The organism is Variovorax sp. OV700, assembly GCF_900099805.1.
In the GTDB taxonomy this organism is placed as follows: domain Bacteria; phylum Pseudomonadota; class Gammaproteobacteria; order Burkholderiales; family Burkholderiaceae_C; genus Variovorax.
The window spans coordinates 122175-143670 of record NZ_FNDR01000001.1; the positions used below are offsets into that span (position 1 = coordinate 122175).

The 21496-nt window shown below is 65.8% G+C and carries 21 protein-coding genes and 2 pseudogenes; 10 read left to right on the plus strand and 13 right to left on the minus strand.

Features of this window, described 5'->3' with window-relative positions:
- Nucleotides 1-10 precede the first annotated feature (10 nt).
- Nucleotides 11-1012 (minus strand): tRNA dihydrouridine(20/20a) synthase DusA, encoded by a 1002-nt coding sequence (gene dusA / locus BLR24_RS00600; RefSeq protein ID WP_093011138.1) that lies wholly within the window; start codon nucleotides 1010-1012, stop codon nucleotides 11-13.
- Nucleotides 1013-1480: 468 nt separating this feature from the next.
- Here dusA and BLR24_RS00605 point away from each other — a divergent pair, with 468 nt between their 5' ends.
- The 3 genes from BLR24_RS00605 (at nucleotide 1481) to BLR24_RS30205 (ending at nucleotide 3083) form a co-directional block, all read left to right on the plus strand.
- The gene (locus tag BLR24_RS00605; protein WP_217636268.1) at nucleotides 1481-2323 is read left to right on the plus strand and encodes a site-specific integrase; all 843 of its coding nucleotides are present in this window, start codon (nucleotides 1481-1483) and stop codon (nucleotides 2321-2323) included.
- Nucleotides 2324-2382: 59 nt separating this feature from the next.
- A complete protein-coding gene (locus BLR24_RS30915; RefSeq protein ID WP_254787112.1) occupies nucleotides 2383-2715 on the plus strand; it encodes a hypothetical protein in 333 nt (110 codons plus the stop codon).
- A 182-nt stretch (nucleotides 2716-2897) separates the two neighbouring features.
- A complete protein-coding gene (locus BLR24_RS30205) occupies nucleotides 2898-3083 on the plus strand; it encodes a hypothetical protein (RefSeq protein WP_139188681.1) in 186 nt (61 codons plus the stop codon).
- A gap of 219 nt (nucleotides 3084-3302) precedes the next feature.
- On the opposite strand, the gene BLR24_RS00615 is transcribed toward BLR24_RS30205, so the two are convergent.
- Nucleotides 3303-4283 carry a tripartite tricarboxylate transporter substrate binding protein gene (locus tag BLR24_RS00615; RefSeq protein ID WP_093011141.1) on the minus strand — a complete coding sequence of 327 codons (981 nt, stop codon included), beginning with the start codon at nucleotides 4281-4283 and terminating at the stop codon, nucleotides 3303-3305.
- A gap of 62 nt (nucleotides 4284-4345) precedes the next feature.
- Complete coding sequence (locus BLR24_RS00620) at nucleotides 4346-5440, minus strand: threonine aldolase family protein (RefSeq protein ID WP_093011144.1); 1095 nt, start codon at nucleotides 5438-5440, stop codon at nucleotides 4346-4348.
- Between the two features lie 136 nt (nucleotides 5441-5576).
- Between BLR24_RS00620 and BLR24_RS30920 the strand changes: the two are divergent.
- A pseudogene (locus BLR24_RS30920) lies at nucleotides 5577-6005 on the plus strand (LysR family transcriptional regulator); the annotation flags it as partial.
- Between the two features lie 109 nt (nucleotides 6006-6114).
- Nucleotides 6115-6444, plus strand: coding sequence for a LysR substrate-binding domain-containing protein (locus tag BLR24_RS30925; RefSeq protein WP_254787145.1), 330 nt, complete (start codon nucleotides 6115-6117; stop codon nucleotides 6442-6444).
- Nucleotides 6445-6684: 240 nt separating this feature from the next.
- Here the strand turns inward: BLR24_RS30925 and BLR24_RS00630 are convergent, their stop codons facing one another.
- Genes BLR24_RS00630 through BLR24_RS00650 form a run of 5 tightly spaced genes read right to left on the minus strand, consistent with a single transcriptional unit; the run spans nucleotide 6685 to nucleotide 12038 of the window.
- Nucleotides 6685-8232, minus strand: coding sequence for a bifunctional 3-(3-hydroxy-phenyl)propionate/3-hydroxycinnamic acid hydroxylase (locus tag BLR24_RS00630; protein ID WP_254787113.1), 1548 nt, complete (start codon nucleotides 8230-8232; stop codon nucleotides 6685-6687).
- Complete coding sequence (locus BLR24_RS00635) at nucleotides 8229-9092, minus strand: fumarylacetoacetate hydrolase family protein (protein WP_093011147.1); 864 nt, start codon at nucleotides 9090-9092, stop codon at nucleotides 8229-8231. Before BLR24_RS00635 ends, BLR24_RS00630 begins: the two co-directional genes overlap by 4 nt.
- A 22-nt stretch (nucleotides 9093-9114) precedes the next feature.
- Nucleotides 9115-10020 (minus strand): VOC family protein, encoded by a 906-nt coding sequence (locus tag BLR24_RS00640; RefSeq protein WP_093011150.1) that lies wholly within the window; start codon nucleotides 10018-10020, stop codon nucleotides 9115-9117.
- Nucleotides 10017-11048 carry an amidohydrolase family protein gene (locus BLR24_RS00645; protein ID WP_093011153.1) on the minus strand — a complete coding sequence of 344 codons (1032 nt, stop codon included), beginning with the start codon at nucleotides 11046-11048 and terminating at the stop codon, nucleotides 10017-10019. The genes BLR24_RS00640 and BLR24_RS00645 overlap by 4 nt, the downstream gene beginning before the upstream one ends.
- A 15-nt stretch (nucleotides 11049-11063) precedes the next feature.
- Nucleotides 11064-12038: a Bug family tripartite tricarboxylate transporter substrate binding protein gene (locus BLR24_RS00650; RefSeq protein ID WP_175543129.1), complete on the minus strand. Its 975-nt coding sequence runs from the start codon at nucleotides 12036-12038 to the stop codon at nucleotides 11064-11066.
- 86 nt (nucleotides 12039-12124) lie between these two features.
- Between BLR24_RS00650 and BLR24_RS00655 the strand changes: the two genes are divergently transcribed.
- Complete coding sequence (locus BLR24_RS00655; RefSeq protein WP_175543130.1) at nucleotides 12125-13066, plus strand: LysR family transcriptional regulator; 942 nt, start codon at nucleotides 12125-12127, stop codon at nucleotides 13064-13066.
- 7 nt (nucleotides 13067-13073) lie between these two features.
- Here BLR24_RS00655 and BLR24_RS00660 read toward each other — a convergent pair whose 3' ends face one another.
- Genes BLR24_RS00660 through BLR24_RS00670 form a run of 3 tightly spaced genes read right to left on the minus strand, consistent with a single transcriptional unit; the run spans nucleotide 13074 to nucleotide 16248 of the window.
- Nucleotides 13074-13499 (minus strand): GlcG/HbpS family heme-binding protein, encoded by a 426-nt coding sequence (locus BLR24_RS00660; RefSeq protein WP_093011159.1) that lies wholly within the window; start codon nucleotides 13497-13499, stop codon nucleotides 13074-13076.
- Nucleotides 13500-13518: 19 nt separating this feature from the next.
- Nucleotides 13519-15258: a thiamine pyrophosphate-binding protein gene (locus tag BLR24_RS00665; protein ID WP_093011163.1), complete on the minus strand. Its 1740-nt coding sequence runs from the start codon at nucleotides 15256-15258 to the stop codon at nucleotides 13519-13521.
- Nucleotides 15259-15261: 3 nt separating this feature from the next.
- A complete protein-coding gene (locus tag BLR24_RS00670) occupies nucleotides 15262-16248 on the minus strand; it encodes a Bug family tripartite tricarboxylate transporter substrate binding protein (RefSeq protein WP_175543131.1) in 987 nt (328 codons plus the stop codon).
- A 127-nt stretch (nucleotides 16249-16375) separates the two neighbouring features.
- On the opposite strand from BLR24_RS00670, the gene BLR24_RS30210 reads away from it, so the two are divergent.
- On the plus strand, nucleotides 16376-17272 hold the full coding sequence (locus BLR24_RS30210) for a helix-turn-helix domain-containing protein (RefSeq protein ID WP_175543132.1): 897 nt from the start codon (nucleotides 16376-16378) through the stop codon (nucleotides 17270-17272).
- Between the two features lie 465 nt (nucleotides 17273-17737).
- Here BLR24_RS30210 and BLR24_RS30565 read toward each other — a convergent pair whose 3' ends face one another.
- The gene (locus tag BLR24_RS30565; RefSeq protein ID WP_175543125.1) at nucleotides 17738-17884 is read right to left on the minus strand and encodes a hypothetical protein; all 147 of its coding nucleotides are present in this window, start codon (nucleotides 17882-17884) and stop codon (nucleotides 17738-17740) included.
- A 40-nt stretch (nucleotides 17885-17924) separates the two neighbouring features.
- On the opposite strand from BLR24_RS30565, the pseudogene BLR24_RS00685 reads away from it, so the two are divergent.
- Nucleotides 17925-18344 (plus strand): annotated as a pseudogene (locus BLR24_RS00685) (ANTAR domain-containing response regulator); the annotation flags it as partial.
- Nucleotides 18345-18399: 55 nt separating this feature from the next.
- Here the strand turns inward: BLR24_RS00685 and BLR24_RS00690 are convergent.
- Nucleotides 18400-19362, minus strand: coding sequence for a LysR family transcriptional regulator (locus BLR24_RS00690; RefSeq protein WP_093011173.1), 963 nt, complete (start codon nucleotides 19360-19362; stop codon nucleotides 18400-18402).
- Nucleotides 19363-19608: 246 nt separating this feature from the next.
- On the opposite strand from BLR24_RS00690, the gene BLR24_RS00695 reads away from it, so the two are divergent.
- A complete protein-coding gene (locus BLR24_RS00695) occupies nucleotides 19609-20583 on the plus strand; it encodes an ABC transporter permease (protein ID WP_093011176.1) in 975 nt (324 codons plus the stop codon).
- On the plus strand, nucleotides 20580-21488 hold the full coding sequence (locus BLR24_RS00700; RefSeq protein WP_093011179.1) for an ABC transporter permease: 909 nt from the start codon (nucleotides 20580-20582) through the stop codon (nucleotides 21486-21488). The genes BLR24_RS00695 and BLR24_RS00700 overlap by 4 nt, the downstream gene beginning before the upstream one ends.
- Nucleotides 21489-21496: the final 8 nt, after the last annotated feature.

Sequence of the window (21496 nt, forward strand, 5' to 3'; positions counted from 1 at the left end):
GTACTGCCGGCTAGGCAGCCTGCGCCACGGGCTCGTGCGCCAGCGCCATCACCTCGTGCGGCGGGCGCGTCTTGAGCCGATGGTCGCTCCAGACCTGCCGCCAGCGGCGCGCGCCCGGCAGCCCGTTGCGCAAGCCCAGCATGTGCCGCGCAATCGACGACCACTGGGTGCCGTGCTCGGCCGCCTCGCGAACCATGTAGTCGCACATCAACGACTCCACCTCTTCCCGGGCCAGCGGCTGCGGTGCGGCGCCGAAGAACTCCGCGTCCCACTCGGCCAGCCACCAGGGGTTGTGATACGCCTCCCGCCCGACCATGACGCCATCCAGCAGCCGCAGGTGCTCGTGCACCTGCGCAGTGACCGAAATGCCGCCGTTGATCGAAAAATCCAAGGCCGGAAACTCGTGCTTCAGCCGGTGCACGAGCTCGTAGCGCAGCGGCGGGATCTCCCGGTTCTGCTTCGGGCTCAGGCCCTGCAGCCATGCATTGCGGGCGTGGACGATGAACGTGCCGCAACCGGCCTCGCTCACCGCGCCGACAAAATCGCGCACGAAGTCGTAGCTTTCGATCTTGTCGATGCCGATGCGGTGCTTGACCGTGACCGGAAGGCTCGTCACGTCGACCATCGCCTTCACGCAGTCGGCCACCAGCGCCGGCTCGGCCATCAGGCAGGCGCCAAAAGCGCCGCGCTGCACGCGCTCGCTGGGGCAGCCGCAATTGAGGTTGATCTCGTCGTAGCCCCACTCTTCGCCGAGCTTCGCGCAATGCGCCAGGTCCGCCGGCTCGCTGCCGCCCAACTGCAGGGCCACAGGGTGCTCTTCGGCATTGAAACGCAGGTGCCGCGGCACGTCGCCATGGATCAGCGCACCGGTGGTCACCATCTCGGTATAGAGGAGCGCGTGGCGCGACAGCAGGCGGTGGAGGTACCGGCAATGGCGGTCGGTCCAGTCCATCATCGGGGCGACGGAGACGATTTTCTCTTTTAAATTCAACAACTTAGCGTTATCATTCATACACTTAGAACCCCTCGTGTGCACGCTCGTGTGCACTCCAAAACGCCCAAATACGCCCCATTTCGCCCTGTCAGTGCACACATAGCGCACACGAAATGCCCACCTTCAAGCAGCTTCCGTCCGGCAACTGGCGCGCGCAAGTCCGCCGCAAGGGTGTCTACGCGAGCGAAATCTTTCGACGGCACAAGGACGCCCAGGAATGGGCTCTCGCGACCGAACGCCACATCGATCTGGGGGAGCCCGCCACCCGTTCAAAGGTCAAGGACCCGACCACATTCGGCGACCTGATCAATCTGCACGTCACCGACATGAAGGAGGTGCTGCGGGCGCCCCGGCTCCAAGGCCTTCACCCTCGATGCGCTCAAGACGAAGCTGGGCAAGCTGAAGCTGAAGGATCTCACGCGCGAGCGGCTCATCCAGTTCGGCAAGGACCGCGCCAAAGAAGGCGCCGGTCCCGTCACCATCAGTATGGACATTGGCTACATCAAGCTGGTAGTTTCTCACGCGGCGGCCGTCCACGGGGTTCGTGTTCAGGTAGAGCCCATCGATCTGGCCCGCATCGCGCTCAAGCGCCTGGGCCTGGTCGGCAAGGGGCGGGAGCGGGACCGCCGCCCTACCCTCGATGAACTGCAGGCGCTTGCCGACTACTTCGCCAGCAACTCGCGGCAGATCATCCCCCTGGGGCGAATCATGCGGTTCGCGCTCGCCACCGCGATGCGCCAGGACGAGATCTGCCGCATCCGATGGGAGGACATCGATGCCAAGGCTCGTACCGTGATCGTGCGTGAGCGAAAAGATCCACGGGACAAGAAGGGCAATGACCAGAAGGTGCCATTGCTTGATGTCACGGGATTCGATGCCTGGGCCATTCTCGAGGAGCAGAAACCGTTCGCTGGGAACAGCAGCCTCGTCTTTCCGTATAACGGCCGCTCTGTCGGGACCGCTTTCCGTCGGGCCTGCAAGGAATTGAGGATCAAGGACCTCAAGTTCCATGATCTGCGGCACGAAGCTGCCAGTCGTCTCTTCGAGGCGGGGTTCACCATCGAACAGGCTGCGCTGGTGACTGGGCACAAGGACTGGAAGATGCTCAAGCGGTACACCCACTTGCGACCGGAACACCTGCGCGGCGTCAAGCCAAAGCACATTCCACCGTCGCTTGACCTCCCCACTGGCCCCACGCCTGCAGACATCGCTTTGGGTGCGTGGAACAACCCGGAGCGCCGCGCCTCACAGCCCAACTCGGCCCATTCCTCGCAAGTTGCAAAGCCACCTCATGAACATGAAGCCCTCAGCCTGAGCGCTTCAATCTAGTTTGACTTCGGACCGTGCCACTTCAACAGACGCCCTTCTATCGATCACACCTGGCTGACTTGCACCAAGCCCTGCTTGCCCATGAAATCACGCAGACTTACCTGACTGGCACGCGCGTCAGGTTTGATGGCGTTGAGCTGAGGCCAACAAACAGTTTTGACTTCGCTTTCGGAACATTGTCAACGCTGGAGTTCGTCCACCTGTTCTCCGTTTTCGACGGCAGCCGCGTGCACGGACAGGCCGAGAGACGGCCGGGGCGCGACGATGCGCCGCCAGGCATGTACTTCACGGTGATCAATGCCAAGGTCATTCAGGCGGGCCACAAGAACAGATTGGGGATCTTCAGTGAAGAGACTGGCACCGCAGGTCTCTTCCGCACTCTTACCCGATGAGCAGCGTAGTGCGCCGCACCTGCAGGGCTGTCGAACTGTCCAGGATATTCTGGACGTCGATCCGGCATGGTGGGCGGCGGAAGGATCACAGCGCCTGATGACCTTCGATTTGAGGCCTGGCAGCAGGTCCTGGCGCAAACTGCTAACCTATACCGGTGAGAAATTCTCTGTCGGAGGTCCCCATGACTAGCCCCACGGCCATCAGGAAGCCCGCAAAGGCAGCGAAGGCAGCGCCCGGCCGCGTTTTCAATGTCTCAAGCAAGGGCATTCCGCGCGTGACAACCCAAGTCAAGGCGAAGATCGAGGCGGCGGCAAGATCGACAGGCAGCAAGCGCCGTAAATTTCCTGAGTTGATCACGGACTCTTGATTCTAAATAGGGTGTTCGAGCTCCCAAGGCTCACACCGCGCGCAGTTCCTGAGGGCCTACTATCGAACAGATAGCAGGCTTTTTTCATGGCCCGTTCGCAATCAGATTTGCCAGAGTACGGCTCAGGTACTTTGGTGATTGGCTCTTCCGAGCCCTCGGCGATTTCGCCATGAAGCAAACGCCTCCACATCGCCTCAGCAATGCCAATCTGAGGACGTCTCAGCTATTGATGGTGACCCCCGTCTCTTTCACGACCGATTTCCAGCGCGCAATTTCTTCGTTCAGGTATTTGGAGAACGCCTGCGGCCCACGGGGCATGGGATCCACGAACGAGCTTTCCAGCCGGGCCTTGACATCGGGCAGGTCCAGCACCTTGCCGATGGCTGCGTTCAGCTGCTGCAGCAGATCTGTGGGCACCCCGGCAGGTGCCATCACGCCATACCAGGCGCCTCCCACCATGCCCGGCACGCTTTCGGAGAAGGTCTGCACGTCCGGCAACTTCGGATGCCGCGTTGCGCTGGCGATGGCAAGAACCTTGAGCCGCTTCGCTTCGATGTGCGGCATGCAAGCCGGCACGGAGTTGATCACCATGGCAACCTGTCCGCCCACGGCATCGGTCAAGGCGGCGCTGCCGCCCTTGTAGGGCACGTGCACCAGCTCCATGCCCGTCTTGCGCTTGAGCGTCTCGCACAGCAGGTGCGGTACGGACCCCTGCCCTGGCGTTCCCACGCCGTATTCGCGTACCTGCGCACGCGGCAGCGCGATCAGTTCGCGCAGGGAGTTGGCAGGAAGAGACGGATGCGCCACCAGAAGTTGCGGAGAAGTGCCCACGAGTGTGAGCGGCGAGAAGTCCCTGATCGGATCAAAGGGCATCTTGGGCTGCACCGCGGCATTGGTGGCGTGCGCGGCGTCCGCAAGGAACAAGCTGTAGCCGTCCGCGGCGCTCTTGGCCGCGGCATCGGTGCCGATCAGCCCCGAGGCCCCAGCCTTGTTGTCCACGACGACGTTCCACCCCGCCGTTTCGGTCAGCTTCTGGGCCATCAGCCGCGCAACAAAATCGGAACCGCCTCCGGGCCCGTACGGCACGATCAGGCGGATGGGACGGCTGGGAAAGCCGCTGGCGAATGTGTTGCCGGTCCCCAGGCCGGCGGCCATCAGGAAGGCAGAGGCGACGAAATCCCGGCGGGAAATTGAACGCATGGTCAAGGCTCCTGGTAGTTCGCGATGTGTTCGAAGGGAGGCGCGCGTCCTTGCGAGAACCGTCAAGCGACCAGCGATTGCGCCGCACGCCGGAATCCTGTCGCGGCGGCATCCACGCAGGTCGCGTCGATGTGGCGGTGCGTCACAAGCCGGATCCTGCGCGGACCCCACGGGCGGACCAGGACAGCGCATTCCTTGAGTGCCTCCGCCCAGGCGAGGCTGTCGGGTGCGGCCTCGGGCAGGTCGACGAAGACGATGTTGGTTGGCGGTGTGCTGACGTTGACGGCGCCGGGCAACACAGCGCGCAATGCCTCGCTCAGGCGCGACGCTGAAGCGTGGTCTTGGCCGAGCCTGCCAGGCATGGTTTCCAGGGCGTCCAGTCCCGCTGCGGCAACCACGCCGATCTGGCGCTGCGTGCCGCCGAGCATCTTGCGCAACCGTCTGGCACTGGCCATGGTGGCGGATGGTCCGGCGAGCACCGCACCCGCCGGCGCGCTCAGGCCCTTGGAAAGGCAGAGGGTCACCGTGTCTGCGCAGCAGGCGATCGCGGCGGGATCAACGTTCAACGCCACCGCGGCATTGAAGAGCCGGGCGCCGTCGAGGTGGACGCGCACGCCGGCGTCACTGGATGCCTTCCAGACCGCCTGCATGTGGTCCAGCGGCAGCACCGCTCCTCCCGCGTTGCCGTGCGTCGTTTCCAGGCAGACCAGATCCGTGCGCAATTCGCCGGGCGACTTCAGCACCAGCGCCAGGCTCTCCAGGTCCATCGCGCCAGCCACGCCCGGAATGGCGGTGTAGGTCACGCCCCTGAACACGGCGCCGCCGCCCTCCGAAACGAACATGTGTGCGGACTCTTCGAGCACGACTTGCGACCGGCGCTCCGCCTGCGACATCACAGCCAGGAGATTTCCCATCGTCGCCGTCGGCACATACAGGCCAGACTCCTTGCCCAGCGTCCTGGCCGCCAGTGCCTCGAGCGCACGCACGGTAGGGTCGCCGTCCAGGCCGTCGTCTCCCAGTGCGGCTGTTTGCATGCGGCTGTACATCGACGGGGTTGGCAGGGTCACGGTGTCGCTGCGCAGGTCCACCACGGCGCCAGCCGTACCTGAACTGCGCGGCAGTCCGGCGTCGGCTATGTGCGGGCTCTTGTCAGGCATGGACGCAAGTATTCTTTCGGACAGCTAATACTGCAAATGCGTACTCAACAGCACGTCATACAATATTGATATGAGCAGCCGACGCATGACCTTGAAGCACATCGAGGCCTTCCGGGTGGTCGTGCAGACGGGGTCGATGACCGAAGCCTCGCGCCGGCTTCACACGTCGCAGCCCCAGGTGAGCCGCCTCGTTTCGCAGTTGGAGGCGATCATCGGGTTTGCGCTTTTCGAACGCAGCGGCACGCGCCTGGCGCCTTCGCTCGAAGGAAAGCGCTTCTTTCAGGAGGTCGAGAAGGCCTTCGCCGGACTGCAGGGCCTGGAGTCCGCGGCATCGAACATCCGGACGTTCGGTGGCGACCGCCTGGCGGTGGCCGCCATGGCGCGAATTGCCGGAGGCGTCCTCAGCCAGGCGGTCGTCCGGTTCAAGCGCGAGCACCCCGAGACACTCGTCACGATCCACTCAGGTGCGGCCACGACCGTCGACACCTCGGTGAGCTCGGGCCTGTGCGACCTGGGCCTCGCCATCCTGTATGGCGATGATCCGCCCGGCATGCGCGTCGAAACGCTGCTGAGCATGGATTGCGTCGCGCTGCTTCCGGGGAAGCATCGTCTGGCCCGGGCCAAACGGGGTTCATGCGTCGGACCTCGACGGCGAAGCCTTCATCTCGTTCCCGCTGGGCAGCGGGCCGAGGGAACGCATCGATCAGGTGTTGGCCGCCGCAGGCGTCAAAACCCGAACGGTGCTGGAGTCCGACCTGGGGGCCTCCGTCTGTTCGCTGGTCGCTGCGGGTCTGGGCGTGAGCGTGATCAATCCACTCGCGGCGCTCGAGGAGCAGCGCCATCTCGATTTCGAGGTGCGAACCTTCAAGCCTGCCATCACGGTGCGCCTTGCGCTCCTGCTCGCACCCGATGCGCCTCATTCCCGGCTTGTGTCAGCCTTCAAGGAAGTCGTGCGCGGCGTCATCGAATCCGAACTGGATCACGTTCGCCCGTACCGCAGCTGAAGGTGGCGCTCGTACGCGGCTCGCTATCACGGAGATGTCCGCGAGACACCTGACTGCATGAAGTGCCATCCTGCAGGGCAGGCGGCCCGTCCGCACATCGGGTACGACAGGAGCCACAAGCTCCATGAAAGAACCCCTATTGCGGCTCAGTTTGCAAGTGCGGTGCACCGTGGCTACTGCGTGACGAGCATGTGCGGTTGTTCTTCAAGAGCCCACTCCATGGTCGCAAGTCCCATGGGCTCAGGCGGCGCAAGTCGACAAGCCGAGCTCCGCCGCAGCCTCCTCGCACAGAGAGACGGTCTCGTCGGCGCTGCGTGATATCCCATAGACGTAGTTGTCCGGCCGCAAAAGCGCAGCGACACATTCATGTTGCTTGAACCAACTGGTCGCTACGCCTTCCACGTCGTCTGCGCTACCGAGCGCCACCACGGTGACCGGCATCAGAGCGCCCTCACGCAGCTCGACGCCCGGCGCAAGCACCAGCCGCCAGCCATGCCCCGCAACTTCGTCCATGCGAAGGCCCTGCCCCGCCGCCCCGTTGAGCCACGGCTGGGGGAACAGACTGCCGCGCGCCGCAGCGGGCTCCGCCGAGAGGAGACCGCACTCCAGGCGCGGCAGGATGTCCTGTCGCGGTGTGTCCTGCACCTTGCCACCGCACGCCTCCAGAAGGCGCGCATCGCGTGCCCTCGCCTTGGCCGGGTCGCGCTCGCAAATGACGGCTCCCACCCCCTTGATGCGGCTCGTGAGCTCGCGCACATGGGCCTGACGTTCGGCGCCATAGCTGTCGAGCAGCCTCTCGCCCGCCGCGCCATGCACCTCCCCTTGCAACACCGCCGCGAGCTTCCAGCTCAGGTTGGCCACATCGCGCGCGGCCTGGCACATGCCCTGCCCCAGAAAGGGCGGCTGCATGTGCGCCGCATCGCCGGCCAAAAAGACCCGGCCGCGGCGCCATTCCTTGGCCACCAGCGCGTGGAACCGGTAGCTGGCCTGCCGCCACAGCTCGCCATCCTCCGGTGTGAGCCAGCGTGCCAGCAGCTTCCAAGTGTGCTCCGGTGTGGCAACCTCCTTGGGGTCTTCGCCCGGCAGGATCGAAATCTCCCAGCGGCGATGGTTTTTCGGGCCGACCACCAGGGTGCAGGGGCGCTCCGGCTCGCAGTACTGCACGCTCACTTTCGGCAGCTTGGCCAGGCCCTGCTCGTTGACAAGGACGTCGACCACCAGCCAGGGCTCGTCGAAGTCCAGGTCCTGCATCTCGATGTCGAGCTGGGTGCGCACGCCGCTGCTGCCGCCGTCGCAGGCAATGGCGTAGCGGGCACGCACGGTGCGGCGTTGGCCCTCGGCGTCGATCTGCAGCGTGACGCCCTCGTCGTCCTGCGTCAGTGCGCTCATCCCGACGCCCAAGTCGACCTTCACATTGGACAACTGCGCCACCCGCGCACGCAGCGCGCGTTCCACGGGCGGCTGCGTGAACACGATGGACGGCGTGTACCCCTGCGGATAGGGCGGCGCCACCATCGTCATGCGGCGGATCAGCTGGCCGTCCACCCCGAAATACTCGGAGTTGGTGAACGGCTCGGTATAGGGTTCGATGGCCTCCACCACGCCCAGCTGCTGGAACACACGCATGATCTCGTGGTCCAGCGCGATGGCGCGCGGAATCTGGTACACGTCGGGCAGGCGCTCGCACACATAGACCTTGAGCCCGCGCTGTCCAAGCAGTCCTGCCGCCACCTGCCCCGCCGGGCCGTAGCCGACGATGGCGACGTCGTAGATGTCGTTCGTGCTCACGCCGCCTCGTCCGCAATGGGGTTCGAAAGGAGGCCGACGCGATCGATCTCGATCTCGATGATGTCCCCGGCCTTCATCCACACCGGTGGGTTGCGTGCCTGGCCCACGCCCGCGGGCGTGCCCATCACGATCACGTCGCCGGGTTCCAGGGTCAGCACCTCCGCCAGCAGCGCGATGGTCTCCGCGACGCTGAAGATCATGTCGTCGGTGTTGGCGTCCTGCATCACCTGGCCATTGAGACGGCTCTGGATGCGCAGGCCCGCGGCCCCCGGCGCCAGCTCGTCGGCACTGACCAGCACCGGACCGAAGCCGCCTGTGCGGTCGAAGTTCTTGCCGATGGTCCACTGGGGCGTGCGCTTCTGGTAGTCGCGCACGCTCATGTCGTTGAAGCAGCTGTAGCCGAAGACGTACTGCAGCGCATCGGCCTCTTGGGTGTGCCGCGGCACCGTGCGGCCGATCACCACCGCCAGCTCGGCCTCGTAGTCGAAGCGGGTCGAGACCCTGGGCAGCCAGCCCGCCTCGCCATGGGCCACCAGCGATGACGGCGCGCGGAAGAAGAACCAGGGGTAGTCGGGTTTCTCGCGTCCGCCTTCCTTGGCGTGGTCGTAGTAGTTCAGGCCCAGGCAGATGATCTTGCCGGGCTCGGGCACCAACGGCGCCAATGTCGCGGAGTCCAGGGGCTGCCGCTTGCCGGTGTCGAATGCCCCGCCCGCCGCGGCCTGCAGGTCGACACCGGCCCGCAGCGCCGCGCGCAGGTCGCTCGGCACTTGCGCATCGGCATCGTTCAGGTCGATCAGGTCCTGGCCTTCGACCAGGGCCAGGCGGGGTGCGCCTTGGCGCAGGTAGGTGGTGAATTTCATCGGGATGTCACTCGGTTGGGAATCAGGGGTTCGGGGCGAAGAAAATGCGCTTTTGCGCTTCCTTCAGCGCGGCGCCGGGCGCAGGCGAGATGCCCCACTGGTCCACGCGGCCGGGCGGCCACTTCCAGTGCTCGGGGCCGTGCGCCTCGTAGCTGTCGTCGATCTGCTCCACGTCGGCCGTGTACTCGATGACGACGCCGAAGGGATCGAGGAAGTAGTTGAAGAGGTTGTTGCCCGGGCCATGCCGACCGGGGCCCCACTGGATGGGAAAGCCCGCATCCTTCATGCGTCCGCCGCCACGCATCACCGACTCGAAGTCAGGCATCAGGAAGGCGATGTGATTGAGCGCATCGTTGTCCGAGATGCCGATGGCGATCGTGTGGTGGTCGCGATCGCAATTCATGAAGGCCATGATTCCGGTGCGGTCGGCCAGGCGAAAGCCCAGTGCCTGCTGCAGGAAAGCCTGCGTCTCGTCCACCGCGTGGCTGTTGAGCACCACATGGGTCAGGCGGATGGGCCGGTCTTTCACCGCGGCGCCTTCGGGCCGTTGCGTGTCGCCGTGCACCACCTGGAAGGTGCGGCCGTGTGGATCCCTGAACTTCAGGCCCATGCCACCGGCCGGGTCGCGGCTGAGTTCGTGCGCCTGCGCCAGCAGGGTGCCGCCGGCGGCCACCGCCTGGGCCGCAATGGCGTCGAGCGCCTCGCGGCTGCGCGCACGCAGGGTCACCTGGCGAATCTGCGGCACCTCCCCGCCCTGATGCAGCGCCAGCAGGTAGGCGTCGTTGCCCGTGCCGCGCAGGTAGAGCACGCCGTCGCCGCGGTGCGCCACTTCGAGCCGCCAGGTGCGCGTGTAGAAGTCTTCGGCCCGCGCGAGGTCTGGCACGAACAGCGCCACGCTGCGCAGGCCCTGGATCCAGGGAGAACTCATGGGGTCGTCTCTTTCATGTGAAGGCCGAGGAATCGCTCGGCATTGCGATGCACCAGCGCCGCCACCGTGTCCTCGTCGAAGCCGGCGGCCTCGATGCGCTGCACCGGCGTGCGGTCGTGGAAGTTGAAGGGGTAGTCGGTGCCGATCAGCAGCTGGCTGGCGCCGAATCGCTCCACCAGGTGCCGCAGCAAGGGCGTGTCGAACACGAGGGTGTCGTAGAAGAGCCGGCGGGCCTGCTCGGCGGGAGACGTGGCGATGCTTTCCTTGAGCGCCGGGAACACGTCCCAGCCTTGCTGCAGGCGCGGCAGCAACGCGGCCAGCGTGCCGCCGCCGTGGCTGAAGGCGATGCGCAGGCGCGGCCGCCGCACCAGCAGGTTGGTCGTGATGACCGAGGCAGCCGCCAGGCCCACGTCGCCCGGGTAGGCCAGCACCTGCTGCAGCGGCGCCGGGCCCACCAGCCGATCCATGCCGGCCGGGCGCAGGGCATGCACGAACACCGCAGCGCCCAGCGCCTCGCAGGCTTCGAAGAAGGGGTCGAACTGCGGGGCGCCCACCGGCGCGCCGTTGATGTTGCTGCCGATCTCCACCCCGGCAAAGCCCAGGGTCTTCATCACGTATTCGAGTTCGGAAATCGCCAGGTCGATGTCCTGCAGCGGCACGGCGCCCAGTGCCGCGATGCGACCACCGCCCTGCTCCACCATCCCGGCCATGCAGTCGTTGGTGTAGCGCAGCAGCTGGCGGGCATCGTCCGCGGCTATCCAGTACGACAGCAGTTCCGGCATGGGCGAGACCACCTGCAGTGCGAGACCCATGCCCGGCAGATCCTCGAGCCGGCGCGCGGTGTCCCAGCATCGGTCGGACACCGTGCGGTACACCTTGCCCGAGATCATCACGTGGCGGTGGCAGGCATGGGCCGGCGCCATCGAGGGCCATTCGGCGGGCAGCCTGGCGCCGATGTAATTCGGGAAGTGTTCGGGCACCACGTGTGCGTGCACGTCGATGCCGCAGGTGCAGTTGTGCTGATGCACGCCTCGGGCTCCAGCTTATTCAGGCTGGATGTCGAGCTGCTTGACCAGCTTGACCCAGCGCTCGCGCTCGCCGCGCATGAAGGACTCGAACTCCGCCACCGACATGCGCGGCTCGGCTTGCGAGCCCAGGGTTTCCAGACGCTGCACCACCTCGGGCTGCTGCAGGACGGCTTCCAGGTCGCGGTTGACGCGCGCGATCACATCCGGCGGGGTACCGGCTGGCGCAAAGAGGCCGTTCCAGCCCGAGTAATCGAAACCGGCAAAGGTCTCGGAGAGCGACGGCACATCCGGCATGCCCGGCTGTCGCTTGGCGGTGCTCACGGCCAGTGCACGCACCTGGCCCGACTTGAGGTAGGCCGTGAGGGCCGCATCGGGCAGACAGACCAGCGGCACCCGCCCGCCGATCACGTCCTGCAACGCATCGGGCGCCTTGGTGTAGGGCACATGGTTGAAGCGCACGCCCGCCATGCCGGCCACGCTATCGGCCAGCATGCCGGAGAAGGTCTTCGGACCTTCGGTGGCGATGGCGATGCTGCCCGGCTGCGCCTTGGCCAACGCCAGCGCTTCCTTCAGGTTCCTGGCCGGGAAGCTCGCGGCGGCAGCGATCACGAAAGGACTGCGGCCCACCAGCCGCACTGGCGCGAAGTCCTTCACCGGGTCATAGGGCAAGGCCTTGAAGGTGTAGGCATTGGTCACCATCGCCGCGGTGGTGGCGTAGTAGAAGGTGTAGCCATCGGCCGGGGAACGTGCCGCCGCCAGTGCGCCGATCACATTCTGTCCACCGGGCTTGTTGTCGATGACGATGGGCTGACCCCAGCCTCGCGTCAGCCGGTCGGCCACATAGCGTGCCAGGATATCCGGGCCCGAGCCCGCTGGCTGCGAAAGAATGAACTTGACGGGCCGTTGCGGCCAGTCCGGCTGGGCACGAAGCAGGCCACTGCCGGCCAATGGAAACAGCATCGCCGCTCGGGCGAAGTCTCTGCGTTGCATGAAGTCTCCTGGTTCTTGAAGCTCGAATGCTAGGAAGCCTTCGATCATCTGAACAGTCGATGATGTGGATACATAAAATCCACGTCATGGATATTCGTTCGATCGACCTCAATCTCCTGGTGCTGTTCGACGCCATGGCCAGGTTGCACAGCGTCAGCCGCGCGGCCGAGGCCATCGGCCTCAGCCAGCCGGCCACCAGCGCGGCGCTGGCGCGGCTGCGCACTGCCTTCGACGACGACCTGTTCGTGCGTGCCGGTGCGCAGATGGAGCCCACGCCGCGTGCGCAGGCACTGTCGCCCGCGGTGCAGCGCGTGGTGCAGGCGATCCAGTCGGAGATCCTCCAGCCCGCGGGCTTCGACCCGGCGAACGCGGAGCGCAGCTTCACGCTGCTCACGCCCGACATCGGCGAAGTGGCTTTCCTTCCCGGCGTGCTGCAGCGCCTGCGGCAGGAGGCGCCGCTGGTGCGGCTGCGTGCGCTTTCGATGCCGCGCACGGCTGCGGCCCAGGCGCTGGAGGCCGGCGAGGCCGACCTGGCCGTGGGCTTCTTTCCTGATCTGCAGAAGGCGGGCTACTTTCGCCAGGCGCTGTTCAGGACGTCCTACACCTGCATCGCCTGCGCGCGCAATCCGGCCGTGCCTTTACGCATGACGGCAAGGCAGTACCTCGCGGCGCGGCACATCGTGGTGCGGCCGGATGGGCGCGAGCACATGCTTGACCGTTTCCTGGAAGACAAGGGCTGGCACCGGCACGTGACGCTGGAACTGTCGCATTTCATGAGCCTGCTGTCCCTGCTGCCCGGCAGCGATCTGGTGGCGACCGTGCCCGACGACATCGCCACCGTGGTGCAGCGGCACATCGCGGTGAAGATGATCGAGCTGCCCTTCAAGCCGCCTCAGCTCCCGGTACAGCAGTACTGGCACCGGCGCATGCAGAACGATGCGTCCAACCGCTGGCTGCGCGGCCTGTTCTACGAAGTTAACCGACGCGACGCCAACGCCCGCCTGCCCGATTGGCAAGCCGCCAGCTGAAGGCGTTTCAACCGACCGTCAGCCCCGCCGCCTGCGCGCCGGCGATGCAGATGGCTTCGTCCTCGTCGCCGGTGCCGCCACTGGCGCCCACCGCGCCCAGCAGTTGGCCCGCCGCATCGCGGATCACCACCGCACCGGTCTGCGGCAGGAACTTGCCTTCGGCCGTGGCGGCCAGCGCGACGAAGAAGTTGGGGTTGTCCTTGGCGCGCTCGGCCAGCTTGCGGCTGGCCACGCCCATGCCCACCGCACCCCAGGCCTTGGCGCGGGCGATGTCGAAGCGGAACATGCTCGCGCCGTCTTCGCTGGCAAAGGCCTTGAGGTTGCCGGCGGCATCGAGCACGGCGATGCCCATGGGCTGGTGGCCGGCTTCCTTGGATTTCTTCAGGGCGGCATCGATGATGGTCTGGGCTTGCTGCAGGGTGAGGCTGGACACGGTTATTTTTCCTTTTCTTTCAGGGGATGGCATCGGCGCCGGCGAGGGCCTCGAAGCCATAGCGGTTCATGCTGGCGAAGGCAGGCATGGCAGGGTGAGGCACGAAACGCGTGTGGCAGTCGAGCACGGCCGGCAGGCCCGAGGCGAGTGCGCGTCGGATCGCGGGTGCGACCTCGGCGACCGCCGTCACGCGTTCCCCATGACAACCGAAACCACGCGCAATGGCCGCGTAGTCCGTCTCGTCGAGCCCCGTGCCCAGTTCGAAGCCCAGCGCATTGCGTTGCCCGGCGCGGATGATGCCCCAGGCGGCGTTGTTGTGAACGATGCTGAGCACCGGCAGGCGATGGCGCCGCGCGGTGTCCAACTCGTTGAGGGTGAAACCGAAGGAGCCGTCGCCCGTGATGAGGGCGACCGCACGCCCGGGCTGCTGTGCCTGCAATGCGATCGCATAGGGCAGCCCAAAGCCCAGGTGGCTCATGCCGGGCTCGTGAAAGCGCGTGCGTACCTCGCGCACCGGCGTCAGGTCATTGCTCCAGAAGCTGGTGTGGCCGCCGTCGAAGACGGCCAGGCACTCTTGCGGCAACGCCTCGCCGATGACGCGTCCCAGCGCCGCGGGATGCATGGCCTGGCTGGTCTCGCCCTCCGTGCCGAGTGCCTCCAGGCGTGACGCGTACGCCGCGCGCGCCTGGCGCAGGCTGGGCAGCCAGGCGCCGTCGACAACCTGGCCCAAGCCCGCGTCGCAGGCCGCCAGCAGGTCGTCGAGCGCGGCCTTTGCATCGGCTTGCAGCGCTACCTCGTGCAAGGCGGGCTGTCCCAGCGCCGAAGGATCGATGTTCACGCTGATCAGGCGTTGCGATCTCCGCGCCAATGCTCCGCGCTCGTCCCACATCCAGGACGACCAGCGGCATCCCACGGCCAGGACGAGGTCCGCGCCCTCGAAGGCCTGCCGCACGGGCTCGCCAGCAATCAGGCCGCCATGCCCGATGAAATGCGGGCTGTCCGAAGCCACCACCCCCAGGGCCATCTGCGTGGGAAGCACCGGTGCTTGCCAGCGCTGCGCCAGTGCTCGCACGCATTCGGCAGCGCCGCTCGCGATCACGCCGCCGCCGGCCACGATGAGCGGGCGCCGGGCCTCGGCCATGAGGGCTGCTGCGCGGTGCACGTCATCGGCGTCCGGCCGCACCCGTCCAAGGGCGCGGTAGCGCGACGGCGCGATGGCGAACTCCGCCTCGTCGAAACTGCACACTTGGCTCAGCACGTCCTGAGGAATGTCCAGGTGCACCGGGCCGGGCCGGCCGCCCAGCGCCTCGCGAAAGGCGCGGCGCATGATCTCGGGCAGGCGGCGCGCATCGTGCACCACCGCGTTCCACTTCGTGAGGGGCCGGGTCACCGCGACCGTGTCCAGGTCCATGAACATGCCGCTGTGCGGATAGCAGGCTGCACGATGCTGGTTGGTGGTGATGGCAAGCAGCGGCAGGTTGTTGTTGAAGGCGACGCCAAGACCGGAGGCCATGTTGAGACCGCCCGGCCCCATTTCGCCCAGCGCCACCGCGATCCGCCCCGACGCGGCATGGGCCGCGGCCGCCATCATGGGCCCCGCGCCCTCGTGCCGCACGCCGAGGAAGCGCAATTGCTCCTGCTGCGAGATGGCGTGCAACAGCGGCCCCAGCTTGCCGCCAACAATGCCGAAGACTTCGCGCACCTGCTCCGTGAGCAGCAAGCGCACCAGCGCCTGCGCGCCATTGATCTGCAGTGCCATGCGCTAGTCCTCCGCCGTGAAGTTGGCCGCCTTGACGATGGGTGCCCAGCGTTGCTTGTCGGCACGCACGATGCGTGCGAACTCGTCGGCGCTCTGGTGCACCGGCTGCAGCCCCACCTTGGCCAGAGCCTCGACGAATTCGGGTGCCGCGAGGCCCTCGCGCACCAACACATTGAGGCGTTGCACGGTCTCGGCCGGCGCGCGTGCCGGCAGGAACCAGCCCAGCCACTCCTGCACCACGATGTCGGGAAAGCCCTGCTCGACGAAGGTCGGCACCTCCGGCAGGAAGGACGAGCGCTGGACGCTCGACACCGCCAGACCGCGCAGCTTGCCGGCGCGGATATGCGGCATCACTTCGCCCAGCACGTTCACGCTCACCGGCACCTGGCCGCCCAGCACATCGTTGAGCAGCGGCGCGCCGCCTCGGTAGGCCACCGCGGTGAGCTCGGTGCCGCTGGCCTTCTGCAGCATCATGCCGACGAAGTGCAGGGCCGAGCCGGCCGCCGGTACGCCGTAGCTGGCCTGCGGCGGGTGGGCCTTGGCCCACTTCAGGTAGTCCGCCACGGTCTTCACTTCGGCCGGCAGGCCCGGACCCGCGGTCAGTACGAAGGCGTAGTTGACGGTGGTGGTCACCGGAACGAAATCCGCCAGCGGGTCGTAGTTGAGCTTCTTGTATGTATTCGGGTAGAGCGTCATCGGCGAGCTGGGAATCTGCAGGATGGTCAGCCCATCGGGCGCCGCGCGCTTGACGTACTCCACCGCGATGCGCCCGCCCGCGCCCGTCTTCGCCTCCACCATCACGCTGGTGGCGTACTTGCCGCGCAGCTTCTCGGCCAGCGGGCGCGCCACGTGGTCGCCCATGCCGCCCGCCGGAAAACCCGAGATGATGGAAGCATTGCCGTTGAGCTGCGCGAGCGCCCGGCTCACGGGCGCGAGGGCGGCCAGTGCGCCACCCGCCTGAAGAAGATGAAGGAAGTCTCTGCGATCCATGGCTTGTCTCCTGGGTCTGGTGCCCTTGACTGTCGATGCCCCGGATCGTGGGGCCATCGGGGGCTCCTGCGAATGGACAAATCGCACCGCGGCAGGTAGTTTTCCGGCATCGATCACATCTGCCGCCATGAAACCTGCTGCCAAGGCCCTTCTCCTCGTTCCCTTCCGTGAAGTCCGACACGAACAGCCGGATGACTGCCTGCACTACGAGGCAGTGGCGGTGCGCGGGAAAGAGATGGACTGGACGATTCCGGCGCATCGCCACGCGGGCCTGCACCAGATCCAGTTCCTGGAGCGCGGCCATATCGGCGGCACGGTGGACGGCCGGCCGGTGGAGGCGGCGGCTCCGGCCATCCTGCTCATCGCACCCGGCTCCGTGCACGGCTTTCGCCACGCGCGAGACACCTCAGGGCACCAACTCACCATTCCCAGCGCCACCCTGCAGCAGCTTCTGGCCAGCACGCGCCTGGTGGATGCGAGTCTGGGAACTTCCTTCGTGCTGACGGAACTGACACCCGAGGCGCGTGCCGAATGCTCCACCCTCTTCAACATGTTGGCGCGCGAATTCGGGGGCGGCGGTGCAGGCCGGGTGCCGGCCCTGATGGCCGCCGCCACCCTGCTCGCGGTATTGCTTCTGCGTCTTCATGGCGAGCACACCCAGAAGGAGCAGACCCCCGGGGCACGCGATGCACTGGTGCAGCGCTTCCTTGCGCTGGCCGAGCAGCACTTTCGCGAGCACTGCGGGCTGCCCTTCTATGCTCAGGCGCTGGGCGTGACGCCCGATCACCTGAGCCGCAGTTGCCGCAATGCGACACGGCAATCGGCTTTGCAACTGCTGCACGAGCGCCTCATGCTAGAAGCACGCCGGCTGCTCGCCTATACACCGATGTCCGTGCTGGAGGTGTCCGCCGCCATCGGGTATCAGGATCCGGCCTACTTCAGCAAGTTCTTCACCCGCGCCACCGGCCATTCGCCTTCGCAGTACCGCGCGCTGGCGAATCGGGGGGTGAAGGCCCCGCGCTAGGGAACGGAGCTGGGCCCTCGTGATCGGTGCCGGAATTCGAAGTTGCGGGTTTTGACGGCGGTTTACGAGGGGGATGACGTTGAGCAACGCTGTAGGCCTCTCAACACTTCCAGGAGAAAGGTCATGACAACAGTTCGTGTGGGTCCCGACGCAGTTTGATCGCGGCGAGGGTCGCCCCTCGATCCAATGTTCCGGCGAGATCCAAATATTCGTGAGCTACTCTTAACACCTGCACCGCGTCAGTATTCATGAACGAACCAACGGACAATCGCTCGCGTGCTCGTATGGTGCAAGCCCTATCTTTGGATTTTCGTCTCCTCTGCTCAAGCCACTCGCGAAGTCAAGCGCCCTGGGGTTGACCGGAGGTCCGTGACGCCACACCAGGTTGACCTCTTCGTAGTAGCAGATGGCAGAGACGGCCAAGCCAGTGGCGCGGGTCACCGTTCCAATTGGTAACTCCCGCGCTCAGACGCCAAGCGCACAGCCGTCTTTTCGATGATCTGATGCGCCTAGCAGCACGCCTTTCCCCCAATCGATCTTGACTGCCTGTGCGCCGCCGATGGCAGGATAACCTGGTGGCGCGAACTTGTAGCCCTGCGCTTCCAGTTCCATCAGCAGCCGTTCAATCCCTTGGGCGCGATGAGCCCAGGGCAGCGCGTCCTGGAGCGCCAGCGTGATCGATGCGACGCTGATCGCACTGTCGGACTACGAGAGCCCGACGACCCTGAAACTGCTGCTCGACACCAGCGCGCATGGCGTGATCACGCGCCCGTTTCGATCGGCAGGTGTGCTGAGCACGCTGGTGCTGGCACGCTCCGCACAGAGTTTCCAGGCACGGCTCCAGAGCAAAGTCCTGAAGCTCGAAGACACGATCAAGTCGTGCCGTCAGATTGAAAAAGCCATTCGCCTGCTGTCGGATAGCCAGCAGCTTTCCGAGACGCAGGCCTACGAGCACATGCGCGCTCGCGCGACCAAGCTCCGGATCACCGTGGCCGAGGTTTCCGCGATGATCATCGATGCACACGAGGCGATGGAGAAGCTCGGGTTGGGGAATCCCAATGCCAAGCGCTGATCAACCCCTGGCCGTGCATCGGCCGAGCGGCGAGACGAACGGATGCGTGCTTCGATCAGGGCTGAAGCCCAGGGGGAACCGCGGTATTGCCAATGTTCGACCCTACCGAGGTGTATGCGTTGGGCCCTGCGCGCTGCGCCATCGCGTCCAGAATGCGCGTCGCCAGTTCGGGCACCAATGGATCCGGCGCTTGGCCGGCCAGCGTCGCCATACCCAGGCAGTAGTCGATGCGAGGCCGAAATGGGCGGCAGACGACGCCCATGTCCTGGCACAGATGCGCGAAGAGGCCATTCACGATGGAGACGCCCAGCCCTTGAGCAACGAAGCGGCAAGCCATCTCGACGGAATGCACCTCGGCGCGGATCTGCGGCATCATCCGCTCTTGCCGGAAAGCGTGGTCGATTTGCTGGCGCAGGGAGCGCTGGCGCCCCAGCAGAACGAGATCGATATCGATCAGATCGGCACTGGCGACTGTCTTCAGGGCTTGCAGAGGGTGCCCGGCCGGCATGACGCAGACCGCCTCGGTGGCCAATTCGAGCAGCATGGTCAGGCCCGTGTTGATCGCCGGCGATCTCACCAGCGCCAGATCGACCTCGCGGCTCAAGAGAGCGACCTCGCCGTTCTCATAGCTTCCAGCCAGCACTTCCAGCGCCACGCCGGGGTGATCGTCGAGAAAGGCCTCGGCCACGCCCGGCATGACCGCTTGCGCAACCGTGCTGGGCACCTGCACCCGCAACAGCGTTCGGCGACGCCCGCCCAGCCGCAGCTGGTTCACGTGGCGATGCAGCGACGCCGCGCCCAACACCATGTTCTGTACGTCCGGCAGCAGAATTTCCGCCTGGTGGGTGGGATGCAGGCGTCCCTTGCGGCGCAGGAAAAGCGGCACTCCCAGGTCGTCCTCGAACTGGCTCAACAAGCGGCTGACGGCGGGCTGAGAGGTGCCTAGGCGCTGGGCCGCCTCGATGGTCGAGCCGGTGTTCATGAAGGCGATGAACGCCTCGAGTTGTTTGAAATTCATGGTGTTCTCTGGCTAGCGTTGGGGCGAAAGCCCGCGGGTTAACACCAAACTTCTCCAAATTCACATAGGTCGATACGGGCTCTGCATACCGTTGCCTGCTCTGCGCGATCACGGGATTATTCGGCCTGTCCGGATTTTGTCATTCATCAATCCGACATCACTATCAGTTAATGCCGGCCACGACGGCAAGGAGAAATAAGAAATGCGCGCCATTCCCCGTCACGACGCCGGTCGCCGCGGCACGCCATGACGGCGTTCATCATCCGACGGCTCTGCCAGAGCCTCGTGATCCTGGTAGTGACTTCGCTGATCGTCTTTGCCGGCGTGTACGCCATCGGCGATCCGATCGAGATCCTGGTGCCCGCTGATGCGTCACAGGCTGAAATCGCGCAGGCCGTCCAATCGCTGGGCCTGGATCTTCCGCTGCATGGGCAGTATCTGAAGTTCGTGGCCAACGCACTGCAGGGCGACCTGGGCAACTCGTTCGTTTTCAACCAGCCGGCCATCCAGCTGATCCTGCAGCGCTTGCCGGCCACGCTGGAACTGGCCTTCGTCGCGCTTCTGCTGGCGCTGCTGGTCGGCCTGCCGCTGGGCCTGGTTGCCGGCCTGAAGCCCGATTCGATTCTGGATCGCAGCATCATGACGGGCTCGATCCTCGGCTTCAGCCTGCCCAACTTCTGGCAGGGGATCATGCTGGTGCTGATCTTCTCGGTCACACTGGGCTGGCTGCCCTCCACGGGCCGCGGCGACACGGGCGAGATCCTGGGCGTGCACACCAGTCTGGCGTCCTGGGACGGCATACGCCACCTGATCCTGCCAGCGCTCAACCTGGCGCTGTTCAAGATCGCGCTGATCGTGCGCCTGACCCGCAGTGGCGTGCGCGAGACCATGCCGCTGGACTATGTGAAGTTCGCGCGGGCCAAGGGGCTGCGCGAATCACGCGTGATCTACGTGCACGTGCTCAAGAACATCCTGATCCCGATCGTGACGGTCGTGGGCATGGAGTTCGGTTCGCTGATCGCCTTTGCCACCGTCACCGAAACCATTTTCGCCTGGCCGGGCGTGGGCAAGCTGATCATCGACAGCATCATGAAGCTGGACCGCCCCGTCGTGGTGGCCTACCTGCTGATCGTGGTCGCCATGTTCATCCTGCTCAACCTGCTGGTGGACATCATCTATTCCATCCTGGATCCCCGTGTCCGCGTGGGAGCCTCCGAATGAACATCCCTGTCTTCAAGAAGCTGGCGCCCAGCCGCAACACCACCTTCGGCCAGGCGGTGCATGGCGTGCTCGATAGCCGCCCTGCCACCATTGCCGCGGTGATCTTCCTGGTGCTGGTCCTGGCGGCGATCCTCGCGCCATGGATCGCGCCGCAGAATCCGTACGACCTAGCCGCCATCACCATTCTGGACGGCCGCATGCCTCCGGGCAGCCAGGGCGTGTACGGCGAGGTCTACTGGGTCGGCACCGACGCCCAGGGCCGCGACATGCTGTCGGCCATGATGTTTGGCCTCCGCACCAGCCTGAGCGTGGGTGTGCTCAGCGGTCTATTCGCGCTGGTCGTGGGCACGGTGCTGGGCCTGACGGCCGCGTACTTCGGCGGACGCGTCGACGCGCTGATCATGCGGCTGGTCGACCTGATGCTGGGCTTTCCCACCATCTTGGTGGCGCTGATGATGCTGGCCATCCTGGGACAGGGCGTGGGCAAGGTGATCCTGGCGCTGGTGGTGGTGCAGTGGGCCTACTTCGCCCGCGCCGTCCGTGCCACTGCCGTTGTCGAACGCCGCAAGGAATACATGGAAGCGGCGCTCTGCCTGGGCCTGAGCCACCGGCGCGCGCTTTTCTCCCAACTCCTGCCCAACTGTGTTCCGCCCGTCATCGTCATCGCGATGATCCAGACCGCCAACGCCATCTCGGCCGAGGCGACGCTCAGCTTCCTGGGCATCGGACTGCCCGTCACCGAGCCATCGCTGGGCCTGCTGATCGCCAACGGCTACCAGCAGATGCTGGCGGGGCTCTACTGGATCAGCGTGTTTCCCGGCGTGCTGCTGCTGGCCGTGGTCTTCACTATGAACATCGTGGGCGATCGCGTGCGCGAGGCTCTCAACCCGCGCCTGCAGAAATAGGAAGCCCC

Excerpts from the sequence above, each read along its gene's own strand:
- BLR24_RS00700 (WP_093011179.1), top strand. The coding sequence starts at position 20,580 with ATGAACATCCCTGTCTTCAAGAAGCTGGCGCCCAGCCGCAACACCACC.
- BLR24_RS00605 (WP_217636268.1), top strand. The coding sequence starts at position 1,481 with ATGGACATTGGCTACATCAAGCTGGTAGTTTCTCACGCGGCGGCCGTC.
- BLR24_RS00640 (WP_093011150.1), bottom strand. The coding sequence starts at position 10,020 with ATGAGTTCTCCCTGGATCCAGGGCCTGCGCAGCGTGGCGCTGTTCGTG.
- BLR24_RS00695 (WP_093011176.1), top strand. The coding sequence starts at position 19,609 with ATGACGGCGTTCATCATCCGACGGCTCTGCCAGAGCCTCGTGATCCTG.
- BLR24_RS30565 (WP_175543125.1), bottom strand. The coding sequence starts at position 17,884 with ATGGAACTGGAAGCGCAGGGCTACAAGTTCGCGCCACCAGGTTATCCT.
- BLR24_RS00670 (WP_175543131.1), bottom strand. The coding sequence starts at position 16,248 with ATGGATCGCAGAGACTTCCTTCATCTTCTTCAGGCGGGTGGCGCACTG.
- BLR24_RS00655 (WP_175543130.1), top strand. The coding sequence starts at position 12,125 with ATGGATATTCGTTCGATCGACCTCAATCTCCTGGTGCTGTTCGACGCC.
- BLR24_RS00665 (WP_093011163.1), bottom strand. The coding sequence starts at position 15,258 with ATGGCACTGCAGATCAATGGCGCGCAGGCGCTGGTGCGCTTGCTGCTC.
- BLR24_RS30210 (WP_175543132.1), top strand. The coding sequence starts at position 16,376 with ATGAAACCTGCTGCCAAGGCCCTTCTCCTCGTTCCCTTCCGTGAAGTC.
- dusA (WP_093011138.1), bottom strand. The coding sequence starts at position 1,012 with ATGAATGATAACGCTAAGTTGTTGAATTTAAAAGAGAAAATCGTCTCC.
- BLR24_RS00615 (WP_093011141.1), bottom strand. The coding sequence starts at position 4,283 with ATGCGTTCAATTTCCCGCCGGGATTTCGTCGCCTCTGCCTTCCTGATG.
- BLR24_RS00690 (WP_093011173.1), bottom strand. The coding sequence starts at position 19,362 with ATGAATTTCAAACAACTCGAGGCGTTCATCGCCTTCATGAACACCGGC.
- BLR24_RS00635 (WP_093011147.1), bottom strand. The coding sequence starts at position 9,092 with ATGAAATTCACCACCTACCTGCGCCAAGGCGCACCCCGCCTGGCCCTG.
- BLR24_RS00650 (WP_175543129.1), bottom strand. The coding sequence starts at position 12,038 with ATGCAACGCAGAGACTTCGCCCGAGCGGCGATGCTGTTTCCATTGGCC.
- BLR24_RS30205 (WP_139188681.1), top strand. The coding sequence starts at position 2,898 with ATGACTAGCCCCACGGCCATCAGGAAGCCCGCAAAGGCAGCGAAGGCA.
- BLR24_RS00620 (WP_093011144.1), bottom strand. The coding sequence starts at position 5,440 with ATGCCTGACAAGAGCCCGCACATAGCCGACGCCGGACTGCCGCGCAGT.